Below are 16,176 nucleotides of genomic sequence, written 5' to 3'. Positions count from 1 at the left end.
GGGGACTTCGACAGCCCGTCAAAGCAGGCCCGCGGTGAGCGCCTTGAGCGTGGCCGCCGCCCGGGTGGCGCAGTCGAGCTTGCGAAAGATGCTCTCGACATGAGTGCCTACGGTGCTGGGGCTGATACCCAGCGTGCGGGCGGCTTCCTTGTTGCTCGCGCCGAGGCTGATCTGCCGTAAAACCTCGAGTTCGCGTTGCGATAGCACAGTGCCGGTGCTGGGCGCCGGTCGCGCAGGGGCGACGCCCGATGCCGCCATGATCGCGGTTTCGGTGATGTCGACGTCGAAGCGCCCGGCGCTCGCTTCTTCCCTCAGCATCCGTGCGGCCTCCCCGGGCGTATGCGCGGGCCTCCATGGACGTGCCTCGACCAGCGTCTGTAGTGCGACGGCTGTGGCCAGCACTCGATGCGACGTCGCCAGCGCCGCGCCCCCTACGCCGCGAAAGTAGCCGCTGCCGTCCAATCGTTCATAAGCGTAGGAAGCGAGTTCCGTCGCGGGACCCAGGCCAGGGATCTGGCGTGCCGCTCGCGAGGTCCAGTAAGGCATCAGCCGGACCTGCTCCCACTGGTGGCTAGAGAGCTGGTCGGGCGGCGTGTTCCAGAGCTGGTTGGGCAGCGCCGCCCGCCCGATGCCATGCAGCAGCGCGGCGTCTTGCAGCAGCTCCCGTTCGGCTTTCTCCATGCCGATGAGCTCGGCGCACTGGCAGGCCAGGTGCGCGACTCGCCGGGAGTGCCCGGCCAGCCAGGGCAGCTTGAGCTCCACGACGTCCGCCAGCAGCGTAAGCTTGGGAGGCGTCTGGGTTCCCCCGGCGCGGAGGTCCCAGTCCGAGACGCGAGGGGGCATGAGTTCCATGTCGTCGAGCCAGCGCGGGCCGTGTTCGATCGCAAGCATGGTCAGGTCGGCTGGGTACTTCGCGCCTGCCTCGGCTTGCAGGAGCTTCAACGCCTGTTCGCGCCCATGGGCGCGCGCGAGTATCTCCAGGTCGCTCGCCACGTTGACCCGGTAGGCCGCGCGCGGTACCGCGTCCGCGCCGAGGCCTTGCGGCGAGCCCAGGCCGTCATGGCGTTCGAAGGCGTGGCGCAATCCTGCCTCCACCTCAGGCGGCAGTCCCAGGTTCGCCGCCACATCGCCGGATATCTCACAATGAATGACGGCCAGCGGCACGATCAGCGAGCGGGTGTGCGCGTCCAATGGCGGCAGGGTTTGCGCCATCATTGCTTCGCGCGAGGCGATGTCGTCGCCCAGCAGTTCGGCGAAGCCGCTGGCATTGGCGGTGCAGCCCGACCAGCGCAGCAGCGCGACCGCGCGAGCATGGTTCTGCTCGGCGGGACCAGCGCCTTCGGCTGCGGCGAGCAGGCCTGCCAAGCAGGCCGTGCGGCGCGAATGATCGGTTGCGCGCCCCATGCTGAGGTCGCCGACGAAAGCCAGCGCTAGAACGGCATCGGTCAGGTCCATAAGGCCAGTGGTGAGATGGATGGTGTGATGGATGGTGTGATGGGGGAGGGAACGGATGCGGGATGGACTATAGCGGCACCGCTCATCGGGCGGGTATCGGTTGATCGACCGATGCCGGTCGAAGCGCCGGGCCGGAATACTGCAACTCCACAAGCACGACTTCCGATGCTTGAGAACGCAGTGAAAGGAGCCTTTCCATGAAACGCTATAGTATCGCAACCGCCTTCCTGACCCTCAGCCTGGTGACGGGCTTTTCCGCACCGGCGCTGGCCGCCCAGCCTTCGGTCGTGATCACCCACGGTGCCTTCGCCGACGGGTCCGACTGGGCCAAGGTGATTTCGCTGCTGCAGGACGAAGGGGTGCAGGTGCAGGCGGTCCAGAATCCGCTCGAATCGCTGGCCGGCGACGTGGCCGCTACTACGCGGGCCATCGACAATCAGCCCGGCGACGTCGTCCTGGTCGGCCATTCCTGGGGCGGGGTGGTGATCACCGAGGCGGGCAATCATCCCAAGGTCTCCAATCTGGTCTACGTCGCGGCATACGTGCCCGACAGCGGACAGTCGGTCGAATCTCTGACACATGACCAGCCAGTGGCACCGGGTCTGGCCAGTATCGTCGCGGACGATCATGGCTGGCTGCGCCTGACGCCGCAAGGGGTCGCCGAGGATTTCGCCCAGGACGTTCCCGCCGGGCAGGCGCGCGTCATGGCGGCCACGCAAGGGCCGATCAAGGCCTCCGCCTTTGGCGAAGCGGTATCGACGGCGGCTTGGAAGACCAAGCCTTCGTGGTACATCGTGGGGGAGAACGACCGCATGATCCCGCCCGAACTGCAGCACACGATGGCAAACGAGATCGGCGCCAAGGTCACCTCGCTGCCCACCAGCCACGTGCCGCAGCAATCGCGGCCGGCGGACGTGGCCCGTGTGATCCTGGACGCTGTGTCCAGCATTGAGGCCAGCGCCGAGTGAAAGCGCTGGCGCGAACGCAGCCAGACTGACCCGTGCTGTTCCGATTCGCAGTCTTTTACGGACACCCAGCCCATCGGCCTGCGTGTCCGTCTTTGGTTTGGATGTGGACTTCATTGTGAGCCTTGGCTGCAACGCTTATCCGCGCGCCGGTAGCCTCCTCATGCGTCATCGCTCTGTGTCATCGCTAGGGTCGCGTCGAGCAGCCGCGCTGCTCCGTTGGCCCTCGGCGGTTTTCCATCGAATGAACTCCCCGCTTGACAACATCGGTTCAAAGCTAATTCTACCTATAGTAACTTACTAAAGGTAGGGTTGGTGGGCAAGCCGTGCCGGGCATCTAGTCCGGTAATGGAGGCCTTTGTGCCTGCGTCGAGCACCTTCGTAACGCGACCTCCGCGCTCGCACCAGGTGCGAACGACGTTGCGCATCCGCTGCGGAGTAATTTCCAAGGAAAAATCATGATCAATCTTTCTCGCAGGGCGCTGCTCGCAGGTTTCGGTGCGGCGGCGATGATCACGGCCATGCCTGCTTTTGCCCTGCAGGCGACCATGCCGCCGGTTCGCATGGTCAGAACCAATGGGATCGACCTGGCGGTGTATGAGGCCGGTTCAGGTCCGGCCATCGTCCTGCTGCACGGCTTCCCTGGGCTGGCCTACACCTGGCGCCATCAGATACCCGCGCTCGCTGCCGCGGGCTATCGCGTCATCGTCCCCGACCTGCGCGGCTATGGGCTGAGCGACAGGCCAGAAGCGGTCGAGGACTATGACGTTGCCCAGCTGACAGCGGATCTCGTCGGCCTGCTCGACGCGCTTGGGGTGGAGCGGGCGGTATTGATGGGCCATGACTGGGGCGGTCTGCTCGCCTGGCAGATGCCGCTTTTCTACCAGGAGCGGATCGCCGGAGTGATTGCGCTCAATACACCACACATTCCCCACTGGATGCTCTGGCTGCACCCAGTGCTGGTCAACGCCGTGTTGCCGAAGGGGCGAACCTTCGTCGCCGATCCGAATGTCGATCCGATCGCGCAAATGCGCGAAGTCTACCGTCCCGAGATGTACGTGCTGATGTTCCAGGACGGGAAAGCGGCCGACGAGGTGATGAACCAGGACGTGCGCGGCACATTGCGAAGCGCGCTGCGCAAGGACCTGATCACCAGCGCCGATTGGGACGAACTGCCGCCTGAGCTGGGGCACATGGCGTACTACGGGCAGCCCCTGCCGGATCGTCTTCCGGGGCGGGATGTCCTGAACGCACAGGAGCTGAATTTCTACCTCCGACACTTCGAGCGCACCGGCTTCACGCCGGGTATCAACTGGTATCGCAATATTTCGCGCAACTGGCATGCGGGACGCGATATCGACCAGACCATCCATGTGCCTTCGCTGATGGTATCCGCAGCCAATGACGTGGTTCTCAGGCCAAGCATGACCGATGCAATGGATGCGTACGTGAAGGATCTCGACAGGTATGTGCTTGCCGATTGCTGGCATTGGACGCCCGAAGAGAAGCCGGCGGAATTGAACCGGCTGGCGATTGCCTGGCTGGAGAGGCGCTATCCATCGCATTGAACGTGCATAGGTCCCTGCGTGGGTTGTGCAGCGCAACCTCACCGGGGATATGCGCCAGTTCCACCGAGCGCCGGTGGGCAGGCCGAGAATTCAAACATGAGGTTTTTGGTAATGGAGAAGATGATGAGAGGACAGGTGCTGTTCGTCGGCGGTTCGGGAATAGTTGGGCGTCAAGCGGTCAGGTTCTTTCGCCAGCGGCATCCTGATCTGCCGATCCTGATCGGCGGGCGCGATTTGGCGAAGGCGAGGGCGGTCGCCCGGGAAGTGAGTCCGGCCGAAGCGGTGAAGCTCGACGTCGAAAGCCCTGGGCTGGGACTTGGCCGCGACGTTTGCCTGGCCGCCGTGGTCATGATGGCGCCCGACGAGGGTCTTCATGGCCTGGCATGCGCGCAGGAGAGGGGGATCCCCTACCTGAGCATCGGCAACTGGCTGGTCGAAGTCGGTGCCGAGATGGCGCATTTCATCCGCCGCCCTCGAGCGGCCCCCATCGTGCTCGCCAGTCATTGGCACGGTGGGCCCGCGGTCTTTCTCACCCAGCTGATCGCAAAGACCTTGGACAGCGTGCGTGCCATCAGGGTCGGGGCGATCGTGGATGAGCTCGACCCGACCGGCCCCGCTGCCATCGCGGACATGGAGCGGGGAGGGGAAGGTGGCACCGGTGCCCTGGCCTTTGAGGGGGGACGGCGCGTTTGGCTGTCCGGGGACGCGGCCCGAAGAATGGTCAGTGCCATCGATGGCAGGGAGCTCGAGGCCATCGCGTTCGCACCGTATGACATCGTCAGCCTCCATGCCGTGACAGGTGCGCAGGACGTGCGCTTCGATCTCGCGACCGGTGTGTCGTCGAGCCGCCTGCGGGGAGGCGACATCGCCACCGAGCTGATCGTGGAAATCGACGGCGAAATCGGCGCTATCCCGAGATCACGCCGTTCGACCATCGAGTTCCCGAAAGGGCAGGCTGCGTTGACGGGGCTCAGCATTGTGCTGGCGCTATCGACCGTCCTGGGTCTGGAAGGCCGGCCGCCGGCCCCTCCAGGTCTCTACTTTCCGGAGCTTCTAATGGACACCGAATGGTTCCTGGACGAGCTTGTCCGAGCCGGCGCCACCGTGGAGAAGGATGTCGAATGACCAAGGGACGCTCCGACGACCGAACGGGAGCCGGCTGAGCGACACCCCGGATGAGTGAGCGGTACTCGACGAGCCTGTCGCAAAAGGCTCGCCCCTCTAATATCCAGCCTGCCGCGGGGTGATTTGCCCCCTGGTCTGGCTGGCATGTCTTGCCGGCGGCATGCCGAATATCCGGGCATAGTCGCGGCTGAACTGCGAAGGGCTTTCATAGCCGACCTGGAAGCCGGCACTGGCCGCGTCCGCTGCATCGCTCACCATCAGCCGACGCGCTTCCTGCATGCGCAGTTGAGTGCGGAACTCGATGGGGCTCATGGTCGTGACGGCCTTGAAGTGAAGGTGGAAGGTGGAGCGACTCATTCCCGCGACCTCTGCGGCATGTTCGATGCGGCAGGGGCCGCGGAAGTGCGCCCTGATCCAAACGATCGCGCGGGCGATCTGGTTGAGCCGGCTGTCCGCCTGGGCCATGTGACGGACGACGCTGCTGTCGGGCCCGGTCAAGAGGCGATAGAGGATTTCACGAATGGTGAGCGGTGCCAGCGCGTCGATGTCGTGCGGGGCATCCAGTAATCCCACCAGGCGTATCGCCGCATCGAGCAACGCAGGGGTGGTTCTGTTCAGCGTCAGCCCGGCCGGGCTCGTGACCTCTTCCCCGGCCGATGCCGGGTAGCGGATCGCGAGATCCGATAGTTCGGCCGAATCCAGGTCGAGCTGTAGCGACAGATAAGGATGGCTCGAGCTTGCCTCGATGACCGATCCCATCACCGGCAGCTCGACCGAAGCGACCAGGAAATGGGCCGGGTCGTAGCGATAGGTGGTCTCACCGAGGGCCGCTTGCTTGGTGCCTTGGGCGATCAGGCAGAGCGTGGGCGCATAGATCACCGGCATCGGCATCGTCGGGGAGGACGCGCGAAGCAGTTTCACCCCCGGCATCGGGGTCTCATGGCTGCCATCGGCTGGCGCATGGCGGCCGATGAGATCGACGAGCGTATCGAGTCTGTTCATGACTGCCATGTTACGCCGGCGGCCGAACGGCGCAAAAGCGCAAATGACCAGCCTCGGACGATCGTGCAAGCACGCCGGACAAGCGGGATATCCCGGCGAGAGGAGGGTGGAAGAAGATATTTCGGGTCAGCCGCAAATCGCAGGCGCCGAAAGGATCTCAACGAATGACTACATCCAACTCACTCGCCCACTATCGCTTGCTCGGCCGATCCGGTCTTCGTGTATCTCCCCTCGCGCTCGGCACCATGACCTTCGGCTCCGACTGGGGCTGGGGGGCCGACGACGCCGAGGCGAAGCGGATCTTCGACGCCTACGTCGATCGCGGCGGCAATTTCATCGACACCGCGGTCAACTACACCAATGGCAGCGCCGAGAAGATGCTTGGCGGCTTCATCAAGGACAAGCGCGAGCGCATCGTCCTTTCTACCAAGTTCACCATGGCGCGCGAGCCGGGCAATCCGAATTCCGGCGGCAACCACCGCTTCAACCTCGTTCGCTCTGTCGAGGCCAGCCTGCGCCAGCTCGACACCGATCGCATCGATCTGCTCCACGTCCACGCCTGGGACTTCACCACCACGCCCGAGGAGGTGATGCGGGCGCTCGACGATCTGGTGCGGGCTGGGAAGATCCTTTACGTCGCGATCTGCAACACGCCAGCCTGGCGCGTCGCCCAGATGCAGACGATCGCCGACCTGCGTGGATGGTCTCCATTCGTTGCGCTGCAGATCGAGTACAGCCTGGTCGAGCGCTCCGTCGAGCATGAGCTGATCCCGATGGCGCAGGCGCTGGGCCTTGGCGTGCTGCCCTGGTCTCCGCTCGGCGGCGGCGTCCTCACCGGCAAATACGGCCGTTCGGACCTGACCGACGAGAACGGAGCCGAGATTTCCCCGACGCGCAAGGGCGTCATCGCCTCCACCGGCCATTTGAACCAGCACGCGCTGGAGATCGCCGACGTAGTGGGCGAAATCGCCGAGGAGCTGGGTGCCTCCCGTTCGCAGGTGGCGCTTGCCTGGACGCTGCTCAATCCGGCCGTGGCCTCGCCGATCATCGGTGCGCGCACGCTCGCGCAGGCCGAGGACAACTTCGGCGCGCTGGAGGTCAGCTTCACCGATGCACAGATTGCCCGGCTCGATCAGGCCAGCGCCCTGGCGCCGATCTTCCCGGCGCGCTTCATTGCGCGGCCAATGGCGCAGCAGCTGATGTTCGGCGGCGCGACGGTAGTCGGTCGCAGGTAATGACGGCATGCAATTGGCACTGATCCTCTGTTGGCGCTGGCTGGCGAGCATCAGCGATAGGAGAACGTGATGACGGACCACCGTAGCCGCGTCGCCCTGATTACCGGGGCAAACAAGGGCATCGGATTCGAAACGGCACGCCGGATCGGCCGGCACGGACATGTCGTCTTGCTGGGGGCGCGTGATCCCGCGCGCGGTGAGGCGGCCGCCACGACCCTCAAGGAGGAGGGGATCGACGCCCATTTCGTTCATCTGGACGTCACGAATCGCGCCACGATCCTTGCTGCCGCGCGGGATATCGAAAGGCGCTTCGGCAGGCTCGATATTCTCGTCAACAACGCGGGGGTGAGCTCGCCATTGGACGGCCCCCTCGGCAAAGCGGATCTCGCCGAAGTGCGCCGTCTCTTCGAGACCAATTTTTTCGGCACGCTGGAGGTCACTCAGGCGCTGTTGCCACTTCTGAAGAAAGCGCCTTCGGCGCGGATCGTCAACGTGTCGAGCGGCCTTGGCTCGCTTGCCCGAAACAGCGATCCGGATTGGGAGTACGGGGCGGTCCAGTTGACCGGCTACAACAGCGCGAAAGCCGCCCTCAACATGGCAACCATCCTTCTGGCCAAGGAGCTGAAGAGTGCCAGCATCAAGGTGAACTCGGTGGCGCCCGGATTCACCGCGACCGATTTGAACGGCGGTGGCCCGGGAGCCCAGACCGTGGAAGAAGGGGCGGAGGCTTCGGTACTGGCCGCGCTGCTGCCCGATGACGGCACGACAGGTGGTTTTCTGGGCCGACAGGAACCCGAGCCCTGGTGATCGGCTGGAGAGCGCGGGACACCGATCGCTAGCCAGCTTAACGCCGCGTTTTCCCGGCGCGCTTCATTGCGCGGCCAATGGCGCAGCAGCTGATGTTCGGCGGCACCTCCATCACCCGCAGAGCGTGATCGCCACTCGACCCATATCACGAGAGAACCACGATGCGTTCGATTCATGCCTCACTGCTGCTGGCCGCTGCTTTGGTCAGCCTGCCGATCGCCGCGCAGGCGGACAACGAAATCCAGCCCGCGACGTGCGCCGCCAGCGGCCCGGCGAGCCCGGGTGAGCTTCACCGCGAATGGATCATGGTCGGATGGGAGAAGCATCCCGGCGATTCTTTCGATTTTCGCCAGAGGTTGGGCCACCTCTATCACTGGGATTCCAGTGATGTAGTGCTCTACGACAACTTCGATCTCCAGCACCGGGTGGGGCGCAGCGCGAGCGAATGGGCCTCGCTCTGGACGGGGCCGTTCAACGAGCTGAGGGAGGCCCGGCACAGCGTGATGGACGGTCCGGACGTCATCGACGGTGGCCGTCTTGCCGCCTCCACCCTCGAGTTCGCGGCGCGCCTCGAAACCGCGCAGGGGGAGATCGTCGGCAATCGAGCGCGCACCTCACTGGTCTGGGAGTGCACCCCGGACGGCTGGAAGATCGTTCGCGAGCACACCTCGGTGCGGCTCGTTTCGCGGGAGGAGATCGACGCGATCGTCCCCCATCCCAACGGCTGACACTACATTTCATCGGTGAAAGGAGCGAATACCATGGCATCACTGACTTCTCACAGCATCCGCGCGGGCCTCCTGGCCTTGGGAGTGATCGCCTGCGTCGCCGTGTCGTCGCCCTCGGCGAACGCAACCGAAGCCGCAGGCGCCGAGTCCCGCAACAAGCGGATCGTCACCCAGGCGTTCGAGCGCTGGGCGGCGGGTGGAACCAGATTCTTCGACGAACTGCTGGCCACCGATGTGGTCTGGACGATCGAAGGGTCCAGCCCGAGCGCTGGCACCTTCGAGGGGCGCGAGGTCTTCATCGACCGCGCCGTACGCCCGTTCGCCTCTCGCCTGTCGAGCCCCGTGCGCCCGGTGGCCAAGCAGGTCTGGGCGGACGGCGAGCATGTGATCGTCAACTGGGACGGCGAAGGCATGGCCCAGGATGACGTTCCCTATCGCAACAGCTATGCCTGGATACTGCGCATGCGCGATGGGCAAGCGGTGGAGGTGACCGCATTTCTCGATCTTGCTCCCTATGACGCCGTGCTGGAGCGCATTCCGGCACCTCGGGCAGGAGGTCAAGACCAGTGAAAGCGATCATCACGCTGGCTGCCTGCGGCTTCGCCATCGTCCAGGCGCAGCCCTCGGCAGCCCAGGTAAATCAGCCAGCGACAGAAAGCGCTGTTAGTCAGGAGGAGCGGAGTATGCAGCAACATCCTTATGTCGGCATGTGGGTCACAGGCGATGGCCACGTTCGGCAGGAGCTCCTGTCGAACGGCCGCTACGACGAGGCCAGGGGCAGCCGCCAGAGCGCCTATCAGGGCCGTTACGAGGTGAATGGCAATCACATCGACTATTGGGACGATACCGGGTTCACGGCCGATGGCACCTTCGTCGACGATGATGAACTCCACCATGGCGGCATGATCTTCCATCGCGAGCATTAGCCGAGCCGCTTCCTCAACGAGTGAACGTCGAAAGCGGCAGGGGCGCGCGGCTTCCTCGAGACCAGCGTCAGAGACTCGAAGTCCAAGGGCTGCGCGCTCCTTTGCCGATGCCGCTAAGATTGTCGAGTGCCGTCGAAGAGGCTAGTTTGCAGGCTGGTGATGGCGCTCGCTGTCGCGGACATGGGCTTTGAGGAGGGCGAGGGATGAGTGAAGAGCAGCCGCAGGTCGACGACGCCGGGCGGGTAGTGGCGCTGCAGGTAGGATTCGCCGCATTGATCGAGCTACTGGGGCGCGAGCGGCCGGAGCTGAGGCAGCGCGTGCTCGAGTGCTTGCGACAGACGGGAGAGAATCCGACCAACGCGCATCTCCAGAGCGCCTTCACCGAGCTCACCGAGATGGTCGAGGGGCTCGCGCGCTAAGAGGCGTCGCAGCGCCCCGGCTCAGAGGCAGCGGTGCCGCCATCTGCGGGGCGCGCGAGTGGAAGCGGCAAGCCATTGGGCTTGCCGTTTCGCGTTTCAGCCCAGCGTCAGGCGCATCAGTGCGATGCCGGCGAGGGCGGGTGCCAGCGCTATCAGGTTGAGCAGCAGCAGTGCTCGCACCGGCAGCGGGCTGGCCCAGCGAAGATGGCGGAAAACCGCCATCAGCAGGATGGCCAGCGTGGCGGCCAGCGGCACGACGACCAGGATCATTCCGAGGACGTGGTAGAACTGCTGCAGCGGCATGCTTGGCTCCGTGGATGGCGGTGCCGCCCAGCCTAAGCCAGTCTCAGCGGCAAGGATAGCCGCATCGCTTTGGTGCGTCTCGACTGGTCAGCCGCGGTCTGGATCGGTATTGTGCCCCTCGCAGCTGCGGCCATGACCGTGGCGCGGTGGTTCGAAGCGTGCACGGGGCGGTCATCGAAGATCGATCGGCGTTTTCCGTGCGGGGTTGGCTCGCGGTTTACCGCAATGGCAACGTCACCAGGCTCAGCGTGGGAATGCGAGGAGCGGCGGCGGTCGAGGATCGGGATAGATGAACGAAAACGTGGCCGGTGTCTCCAGCTCGGGCTTGTACCCCGAGCAGCGGGCGCGCAGGGCGGCATGGGGCAGCTTCATCGGTGCGGTGGTGGATTGGTACGACTTCCTGCTCTATGGGATCGTCGCTGCGCTTGTGTTCAATTCACAGTTCTTTCCCAGTGTCAGTCCTGCCACCGGCACGCTCGCGGCGCTCGCCACCTTCGGTGTGGGCTTTCTGTTTCGTCCGATCGGCGGCATGGTATTCGGCCACTTCGGCGATCGTCTCGGGCGCAAGCGCATGCTGGTGCTGACGGTGATCCTGATGGGCGGTGCCACCGCATTGATCGGGCTGCTGCCGACCTATGAACAGATCGGCATCTGGGCCCCGGTGCTGCTGGTGTTGCTGCGGGCAGTCCAAGGGTTCGCGGTGGGGGGCGAGTGGGGAGGGGCTGCGCTGATGGCGGTGGAGAGCGCGCCCAAGCACCGTCGTGCGTTCTACAGCAGCGGTGTGCAGGTCGGCTATGGCGTCGGTCTGATCCTCGCCACCGGCAGCGTCGCGCTGCTCAGCCATTGGCTCGATGAAGAGGCGTTCAACAGCTGGGGCTGGCGGCTGCCCTTCGTGTTCAGCATCGTCTTGGTATTCATCGCCTTCAAGGTGCGCGCCAGCGTCGATGAGTCGCCCGAGTTCACCGAGCAGGTCGAGGTTAACGAGGAGGGCGCGGCGAAGCTGCCACTGCTCGAGGCGCTGCGCCGTCATCCGAGCGCGTTTTTGCTGATCATCGCGATGCGTATGGCCGAGCTCTTCACCATGTACATCGTCACCACCTTCGCGCTGAGCTACTCCACCACCCACCTGGGGCTTTCGCGAGACCTGTTCCTGTCGATCGGCCTGCTGGTCGGTGCGATCAGCTGCGTGACGATTCCGTGCTTCGCCTGGTTGGCCGATCGGTTCGGGCGCAAACGGGTCTACGTCACCGGCGCGGTGATTGGGGTGGTCTTCTCATTCCCGTTCTTCTTTGCGCTCGAGGCGCGCAACGTCGTCATGATCGTGTTCTGTGCGGTGATGCTGGCCAACATCGCCCACGACATGGTGGTGAGCGTGCAGCAGCCGGTATTCGCCGAGCTCTTCGGCACCTCCTATCGCTACAGCGGTGCGGGGGTGGGCTACCAGGTCGCGAGCGTGGTCGGCGGTGGCTTCACGCCGTTCATCGCCGCTTTCCTGGTGGCGATGTGGGATGGCGCCTGGCTGCCGGTGGCGGTCTACCTGACGCTCGGATGCCTGCTCTCGGCGCTGGCGGCGGGCTGGATGATGCGCGGCCGGGAGCATGACGTCGCCTAGCGGCCCCTCGACGGGCAGTGGGCTCAATGGCGATAGTCGAATTCGAACCCAGCCGCTCGCTGTCGCTCGCGCTCGTCGCGCAGGTCTTCAACGAGCAGGGCCGAAGCGGGGCGCTGCAGGGTGAGGGAGAGCCGCTCGCCGCTGGCGTTGAGATCGAAGTCCAGGCAAGGGGTGTCCTCCCGGGTGCGGTTGAGCACCACCGCGAGCCTCAGTAGCCTGACCAGCCGGCCATGGAGATGGCACCGTTCGGGATCGAGCCGCTCCTCGGCCTCCTTCAGCGAGAGACCGCGACGATGCCCTAGTACCAGCAGCGCAAGCAGCCGCTGGTCGAGCTGGGAGAAGCCGGGAAGATCGGCGTTCTCGATCATGTAGGCGCCGTGCCGATGGAATCGGGAATGGGAGATCAGCAGGCCGATCTCGTGCAGCTGTGCCGCCCAGCCGAGGAAGGCGCGCGCCTGGTCGTCGAGCGTCCAGTCATCCCTGACCTGGTCGAAGCACCTGAGCGCGGTCGCGACGACGTTGTCGAGGTGGCGCTGGTCGCCGCCGAAGTGGCGGGTGAAGGAGGCGACCGCACTGTCTCGGGGATCGAGCTGCGTGCCGCGGCCGGTGAGGTCGAGCAGCACGCCGTCGCGCAGCGCGCCTTGGCTGATCCGCAGCGAATCCAGATAGAGTCCATCGAACAGTGCGCCAACGATGGCGACGCCGGCGGGAAATACCCGCGCTCGCTCCGGCTTCATCCCGGCGAACGGCAGCTGCTCGACCGAACCGCTGGCGCAGAGCAGGTCGACCACTCTCTTGATCGCGCCGTGGTCGAGCCGTTCGCCGTCGCCGCTCTGCCCGCCGGCGATCTGGGCGAGGGTACGCAAGGTGCCCGAGGTGCCCACCGCCTCGTCCCAGCCGTGGGCGAGGTAGGCGCTGCGTATCGGGCTCAGCTCGGCGAGCGCCGCCCGCCTGATGCGCTCGAGCCTGTCCAGGTCGATCTTGCCGTCGGCGAGGTAGCGTTCGGTATAGGTCACGCAGCCCATCTCCAGGCTCTCCAGCAGCCTGGGCTCGCGAGCCTCGCCGATGACCAGCTCGGTCGAGCCGCCGCCGATATCGATCACCAGCCGCCGTCCGTGCGTATCGGCGAGAGCGAAGGCGGCGCCGGCGTAGATCAGGCGGGCCTCCTCCCGGCCCGAGATGATCTCCAGCGGTACGCTGAGCAGCTGCTGGGTGCGATCGATCAGCACCCCGGCGTTGGTCGCGTTGCGCAGCGCGCTGGTTCCCACGGCGCGGCGCCTTCGAGGGTCGATGCCCTGCAGCTGCAGGGCGAATCTCTCAAGACATGCGCTCGCGCGCTCGATCGCCTGCGGTGAAAGCTCGCCGTCGCGCATGCCCGCGGCGAGCTGGACCCGCTCGCTACGCTTGTCGACCTGCTTGAGCCGCCCTTGGGTGCGCTCGACGATCATCAGGTGGAAGCTGTTGGAGCCCAGGTCGATCGCGGCGAAGCGCTCTGGACGGGAAAGGTGAGGCATGGCTCCGGCATCCTTGGCTCAATGGAGGTGTGAATCGAATTCATCCGGCGCATGCAGCAGCGCCTGCTGCACTGCGGGCGTCTCTCCACCGGTCGGCGGGTGGTAGCTGCCATGCTGGTCCAAGTGCCAGCTCTGGTGGGTATCATCGAGATAGCGCATGAGGTCCTGGAAGATGCGCTCGGCGAGTCCCTGGTCGAGGATGGGAAAGCAGCTCTCCACCCGGTGCAGCAGGTTCCGCTCCATCAGGTCCGCGCTGGCGCACCAGGTCTGAGCCTTGCCGCCATTCTCGAAGCGATAGACCCGAGTATGTTCGAGGAAGCGGCCGATCACCGAGCGCACCTCGATGTTCTCCGAGACCCCCGGCACGCCGGGGCGCAGGACGCAGATGCCGCGTACGATCAGCCTGCAGCGCACGCCGGCCTGGGAGGCGCGGTAGAGCGCGGCGACCAGCTGGGGCTCGGTCAGCGCGTTGCACTTGATGATGATCCCCGAGGGCCTTCCGGCGAGGGCGTGCTCGGCCTCCCCGCGTATCTTGTCGAGCAGGCTCGAGTGCAGGGTGAAAGGCGCATGCAGCAGCACCTGGGTATCGATCCTGCGCTCCATCCCCGAAAGCTGACGAAACAGCATCAATACGTCCTGGCACAGCGGCTGGCGTGCGGTGAGCAGGCTGTAGTCGGTATAGCGCATCGCTGTCTTGTTGTGATAGTTGCCGGTGCCGAGATGGGCATAGTGACGCAGCCCCTCGGGTTCGCGGCGAACGATGTGCAAAAGCTTGGCGTGGGTCTTGTAGGCCATCACCCCGTAGATCACGTTGACCCCGGCGCGCTGCAGGCGCTCGGCCAGATGAAGGTTGTTGGCTTCATCGAAGCGAGCGCGCAGCTCGATCACCACGGTGACCTCCTTGCCGTTGTGGGCGGCCTCGACCAGTGCGCCGACCAGCATCGAGTCGGCACGGGTGCGATAGAGGGTCTGCTTGATCGCGAGCACGCCCGGATCGTTGGCGGCCTGGTGGAGCCACAGCTCGATCGGCTCGAAGGCATCGAACGGGTGGTGGAGCAGTACGTCCCGCTGCTGGATGACCTCGAACAGCCGGCTCCTCGAGCGCCACAGCCGCTCGGGCCAGACGGGCACGAAGCTCGGATAGCGCAGCTCGGGACGCTGGGTCATCTCGAGTACGCCGAACAGCCGGGCGAGGTTGACCGGGCCCGCCACCCGGTACAAATCCTGCGGCTCCAGCGAGAACTGCTTCAGCAGCAGATCACACAGCGGCTGCGGGCAGCTGTCGCTGACCTCGAGCCGCACGCCATCGCCGTAAGGCTGCGCCAGTAGCTCCCCCTCCAGCGCCGAGGCCAGATCGGAGATGCCCTGCAGGCCGACCGCCAGATCAGCATTGCGGGTCAGGCGGAACTGGTGGCAGCCGGTAACGTGCATGCCGGGGAACAGCGATTCGACGTTGGCGTGGATGATCGAGGAGAGAAAGACGTAGTCCTCCCGCTCGGCGATGCCTTCCGGCAGTTTCACCAATCGTGGCAGCGAGCGCGGCGCGGGCAGGATCGCAAGCCCGCCTTCGCGGCCGAAAGCATCGATACCTTCGAGCGAGACGATGAAAGTGAGGCTCTTGTTCGCCAGCCGGGGAAAGGGGTGGGCGGGGTCGAGTCCGATCGGACTGACCACCGGCATGATCTCGCGCTCGAAGTACTCCCCGATCCAGTCGATCTGGGCCGGGCTCCATTGGCGCCTGCGCAGGAAGCGGATGCCCTCGGCTTCGAGCGCCGGCAGCAGCCGCTGGTTGAGGATCCGGTACTGTCGCTCGATCTGCGCATGGGCCAGCTCGCCGACCCGAGCCAGCACCTCGATGGGGTCGAGGCCATCCACCCCGGCCTGGAGCTTGCCCCGGGCCAGCCTGCGTTTGAGCCCGGCGACGCGGATCTCGAAGAACTCATCGACGTTGGCGGAGAAGATCAGCAGGAAGGTCAGGCGCTCGAGCAGCGGCAGCCGCTCGTCCAGCGCCTGGTCGAGCACGCGGACGTTGAACAGCAGCTGGGATATCTCGCGGTTGAGATAGAGCGCAGGGTCGAAGACATCCAGTTTCGAGAAGATCGGTGGTTCGATCGCATCGGGCGATTCGATGCGCGCCGCCTGGGACGATGCACTCACGGAGGCTTCACTTGGTAGCGTCGGAGAGGGCAGTCTAGGGTTCGTCGGTGACGCTCAAGTGGCGGCTGGATGACGCTGGTATTGCAGCGCACCATTGGCAGGCGCCGCGCTCATGGTTCCTTGATTTCCGCCTTAGCGACGGGTTTTCGCGATGAGCGCATTGAGAACGCTGGCGAACTGCGATTCGTACTGCTCTGGAGTCATCATCGAGTGGGGCCTATAACAGGTGGTGGGTGAGCAGTTCGATGCAATCCTCAGGCCATCTTGCTCTGGCCCGCCGCGGGATTTCTCCTCCACCGTCGCTTAGAGACCGACCGAACCCAAGGACGGACAGTGAAGCGAACGGGATTCACGCAAGGG

At 65.1% G+C, this 16,176-nt stretch carries 15 protein-coding genes; 10 read left to right on the top strand and 5 right to left on the bottom strand.

Features of this window, described 5'->3' with window-relative positions:
* Positions 1–18 precede the first annotated feature (18 nt).
* Positions 19–1,404, bottom strand: a complete 1,386-nt coding sequence (locus Q376_RS0114020; protein WP_211266677.1) for an HD domain-containing phosphohydrolase — start codon at positions 1,402–1,404, stop codon at positions 19–21.
* Positions 1,405–1,652: 248 nt separating this feature from the next.
* On the opposite strand from Q376_RS0114020, the gene Q376_RS0114015 reads away from it, so the two are divergent.
* The 3 genes from Q376_RS0114015 (at position 1,653) to Q376_RS0114005 (ending at position 5,113) form a co-directional block, all read left to right on the top strand.
* The gene (locus Q376_RS0114015) at positions 1,653–2,423 is read left to right on the top strand and encodes an alpha/beta fold hydrolase (protein ID WP_027350831.1); all 771 of its coding nucleotides are present in this window, start codon (positions 1,653–1,655) and stop codon (positions 2,421–2,423) included.
* Positions 2,424–2,878: 455 nt separating this feature from the next.
* Positions 2,879–3,988, top strand: coding sequence for an alpha/beta fold hydrolase (locus Q376_RS0114010; protein WP_052365298.1), 1,110 nt, complete (start codon positions 2,879–2,881; stop codon positions 3,986–3,988).
* A gap of 111 nt (positions 3,989–4,099) precedes the next feature.
* Complete coding sequence (locus Q376_RS0114005) at positions 4,100–5,113, top strand: saccharopine dehydrogenase family protein (protein ID WP_052365324.1); 1,014 nt, start codon at positions 4,100–4,102, stop codon at positions 5,111–5,113.
* 96 nt (positions 5,114–5,209) lie between these two features.
* On the opposite strand, the gene Q376_RS0114000 is transcribed toward Q376_RS0114005, so the two are convergent.
* A complete protein-coding gene (locus Q376_RS0114000; protein ID WP_027350828.1) occupies positions 5,210–6,115 on the bottom strand; it encodes an AraC family transcriptional regulator in 906 nt (301 codons plus the stop codon).
* Between the two features lie 164 nt (positions 6,116–6,279).
* Between Q376_RS0114000 and Q376_RS0113990 the strand changes: the two genes are divergently transcribed.
* The 6 genes from Q376_RS0113990 (at position 6,280) to Q376_RS0113960 (ending at position 10,230) form a co-directional block, all read left to right on the top strand.
* Positions 6,280–7,350 carry an aldo/keto reductase gene (locus Q376_RS0113990; protein ID WP_027350827.1) on the top strand — a complete coding sequence of 357 codons (1,071 nt, stop codon included), beginning with the start codon at positions 6,280–6,282 and terminating at the stop codon, positions 7,348–7,350.
* 69 nt (positions 7,351–7,419) lie between these two features.
* Positions 7,420–8,157, top strand: a complete 738-nt coding sequence (locus Q376_RS0113985; protein WP_027350826.1) for an SDR family oxidoreductase — start codon at positions 7,420–7,422, stop codon at positions 8,155–8,157.
* A 161-nt stretch (positions 8,158–8,318) separates the two neighbouring features.
* Positions 8,319–8,885, top strand: a complete 567-nt coding sequence (locus tag Q376_RS0113980; RefSeq protein ID WP_052365296.1) for a nuclear transport factor 2 family protein — start codon at positions 8,319–8,321, stop codon at positions 8,883–8,885.
* 33 nt (positions 8,886–8,918) lie between these two features.
* Positions 8,919–9,455, top strand: a complete 537-nt coding sequence (locus Q376_RS0113975; RefSeq protein WP_027350824.1) for a nuclear transport factor 2 family protein — start codon at positions 8,919–8,921, stop codon at positions 9,453–9,455.
* Positions 9,452–9,811: an Atu4866 domain-containing protein gene (locus Q376_RS0113970; protein ID WP_052365294.1), complete on the top strand. Its 360-nt coding sequence runs from the start codon at positions 9,452–9,454 to the stop codon at positions 9,809–9,811. Before Q376_RS0113975 ends, Q376_RS0113970 begins: the two co-directional genes overlap by 4 nt.
* Before the next feature lie 203 nt (positions 9,812–10,014).
* Positions 10,015–10,230, top strand: a complete 216-nt coding sequence (locus Q376_RS0113960; protein WP_027350822.1) for a hypothetical protein — start codon at positions 10,015–10,017, stop codon at positions 10,228–10,230.
* A 96-nt stretch (positions 10,231–10,326) separates the two neighbouring features.
* Here Q376_RS0113960 and Q376_RS0113955 read toward each other — a convergent pair whose 3' ends face one another.
* Positions 10,327–10,533, bottom strand: coding sequence for a hypothetical protein (locus tag Q376_RS0113955; RefSeq protein ID WP_027350821.1), 207 nt, complete (start codon positions 10,531–10,533; stop codon positions 10,327–10,329).
* A gap of 289 nt (positions 10,534–10,822) precedes the next feature.
* On the opposite strand from Q376_RS0113955, the gene shiA reads away from it, so the two are divergent.
* Positions 10,823–12,145 (top strand): shikimate transporter, encoded by a 1,323-nt coding sequence (gene shiA / locus Q376_RS22770; RefSeq protein WP_052365291.1) that lies wholly within the window; start codon positions 10,823–10,825, stop codon positions 12,143–12,145.
* A 23-nt stretch (positions 12,146–12,168) separates the two neighbouring features.
* Here shiA and Q376_RS22765 read toward each other — a convergent pair whose 3' ends face one another.
* A complete protein-coding gene (locus tag Q376_RS22765) occupies positions 12,169–13,659 on the bottom strand; it encodes a Ppx/GppA phosphatase family protein (protein ID WP_052365289.1) in 1,491 nt (496 codons plus the stop codon).
* Between the two features lie 18 nt (positions 13,660–13,677).
* A complete protein-coding gene (gene ppk1, locus Q376_RS0113940) occupies positions 13,678–15,816 on the bottom strand; it encodes a polyphosphate kinase 1 (RefSeq protein ID WP_425402433.1) in 2,139 nt (712 codons plus the stop codon).
* Between the last annotated feature and the right edge of the window lie 360 nt (positions 15,817–16,176).

It is taken from the genome of Halotalea alkalilenta DSM 17697, from assembly GCF_000621205.1.
Classification (GTDB): domain Bacteria; phylum Pseudomonadota; class Gammaproteobacteria; order Pseudomonadales; family Halomonadaceae; genus Halotalea; species Halotalea alkalilenta.
Note: the sequence above shows the minus strand (reverse complement) of the source record. Positions and strands in the feature narration are given on the sequence as shown.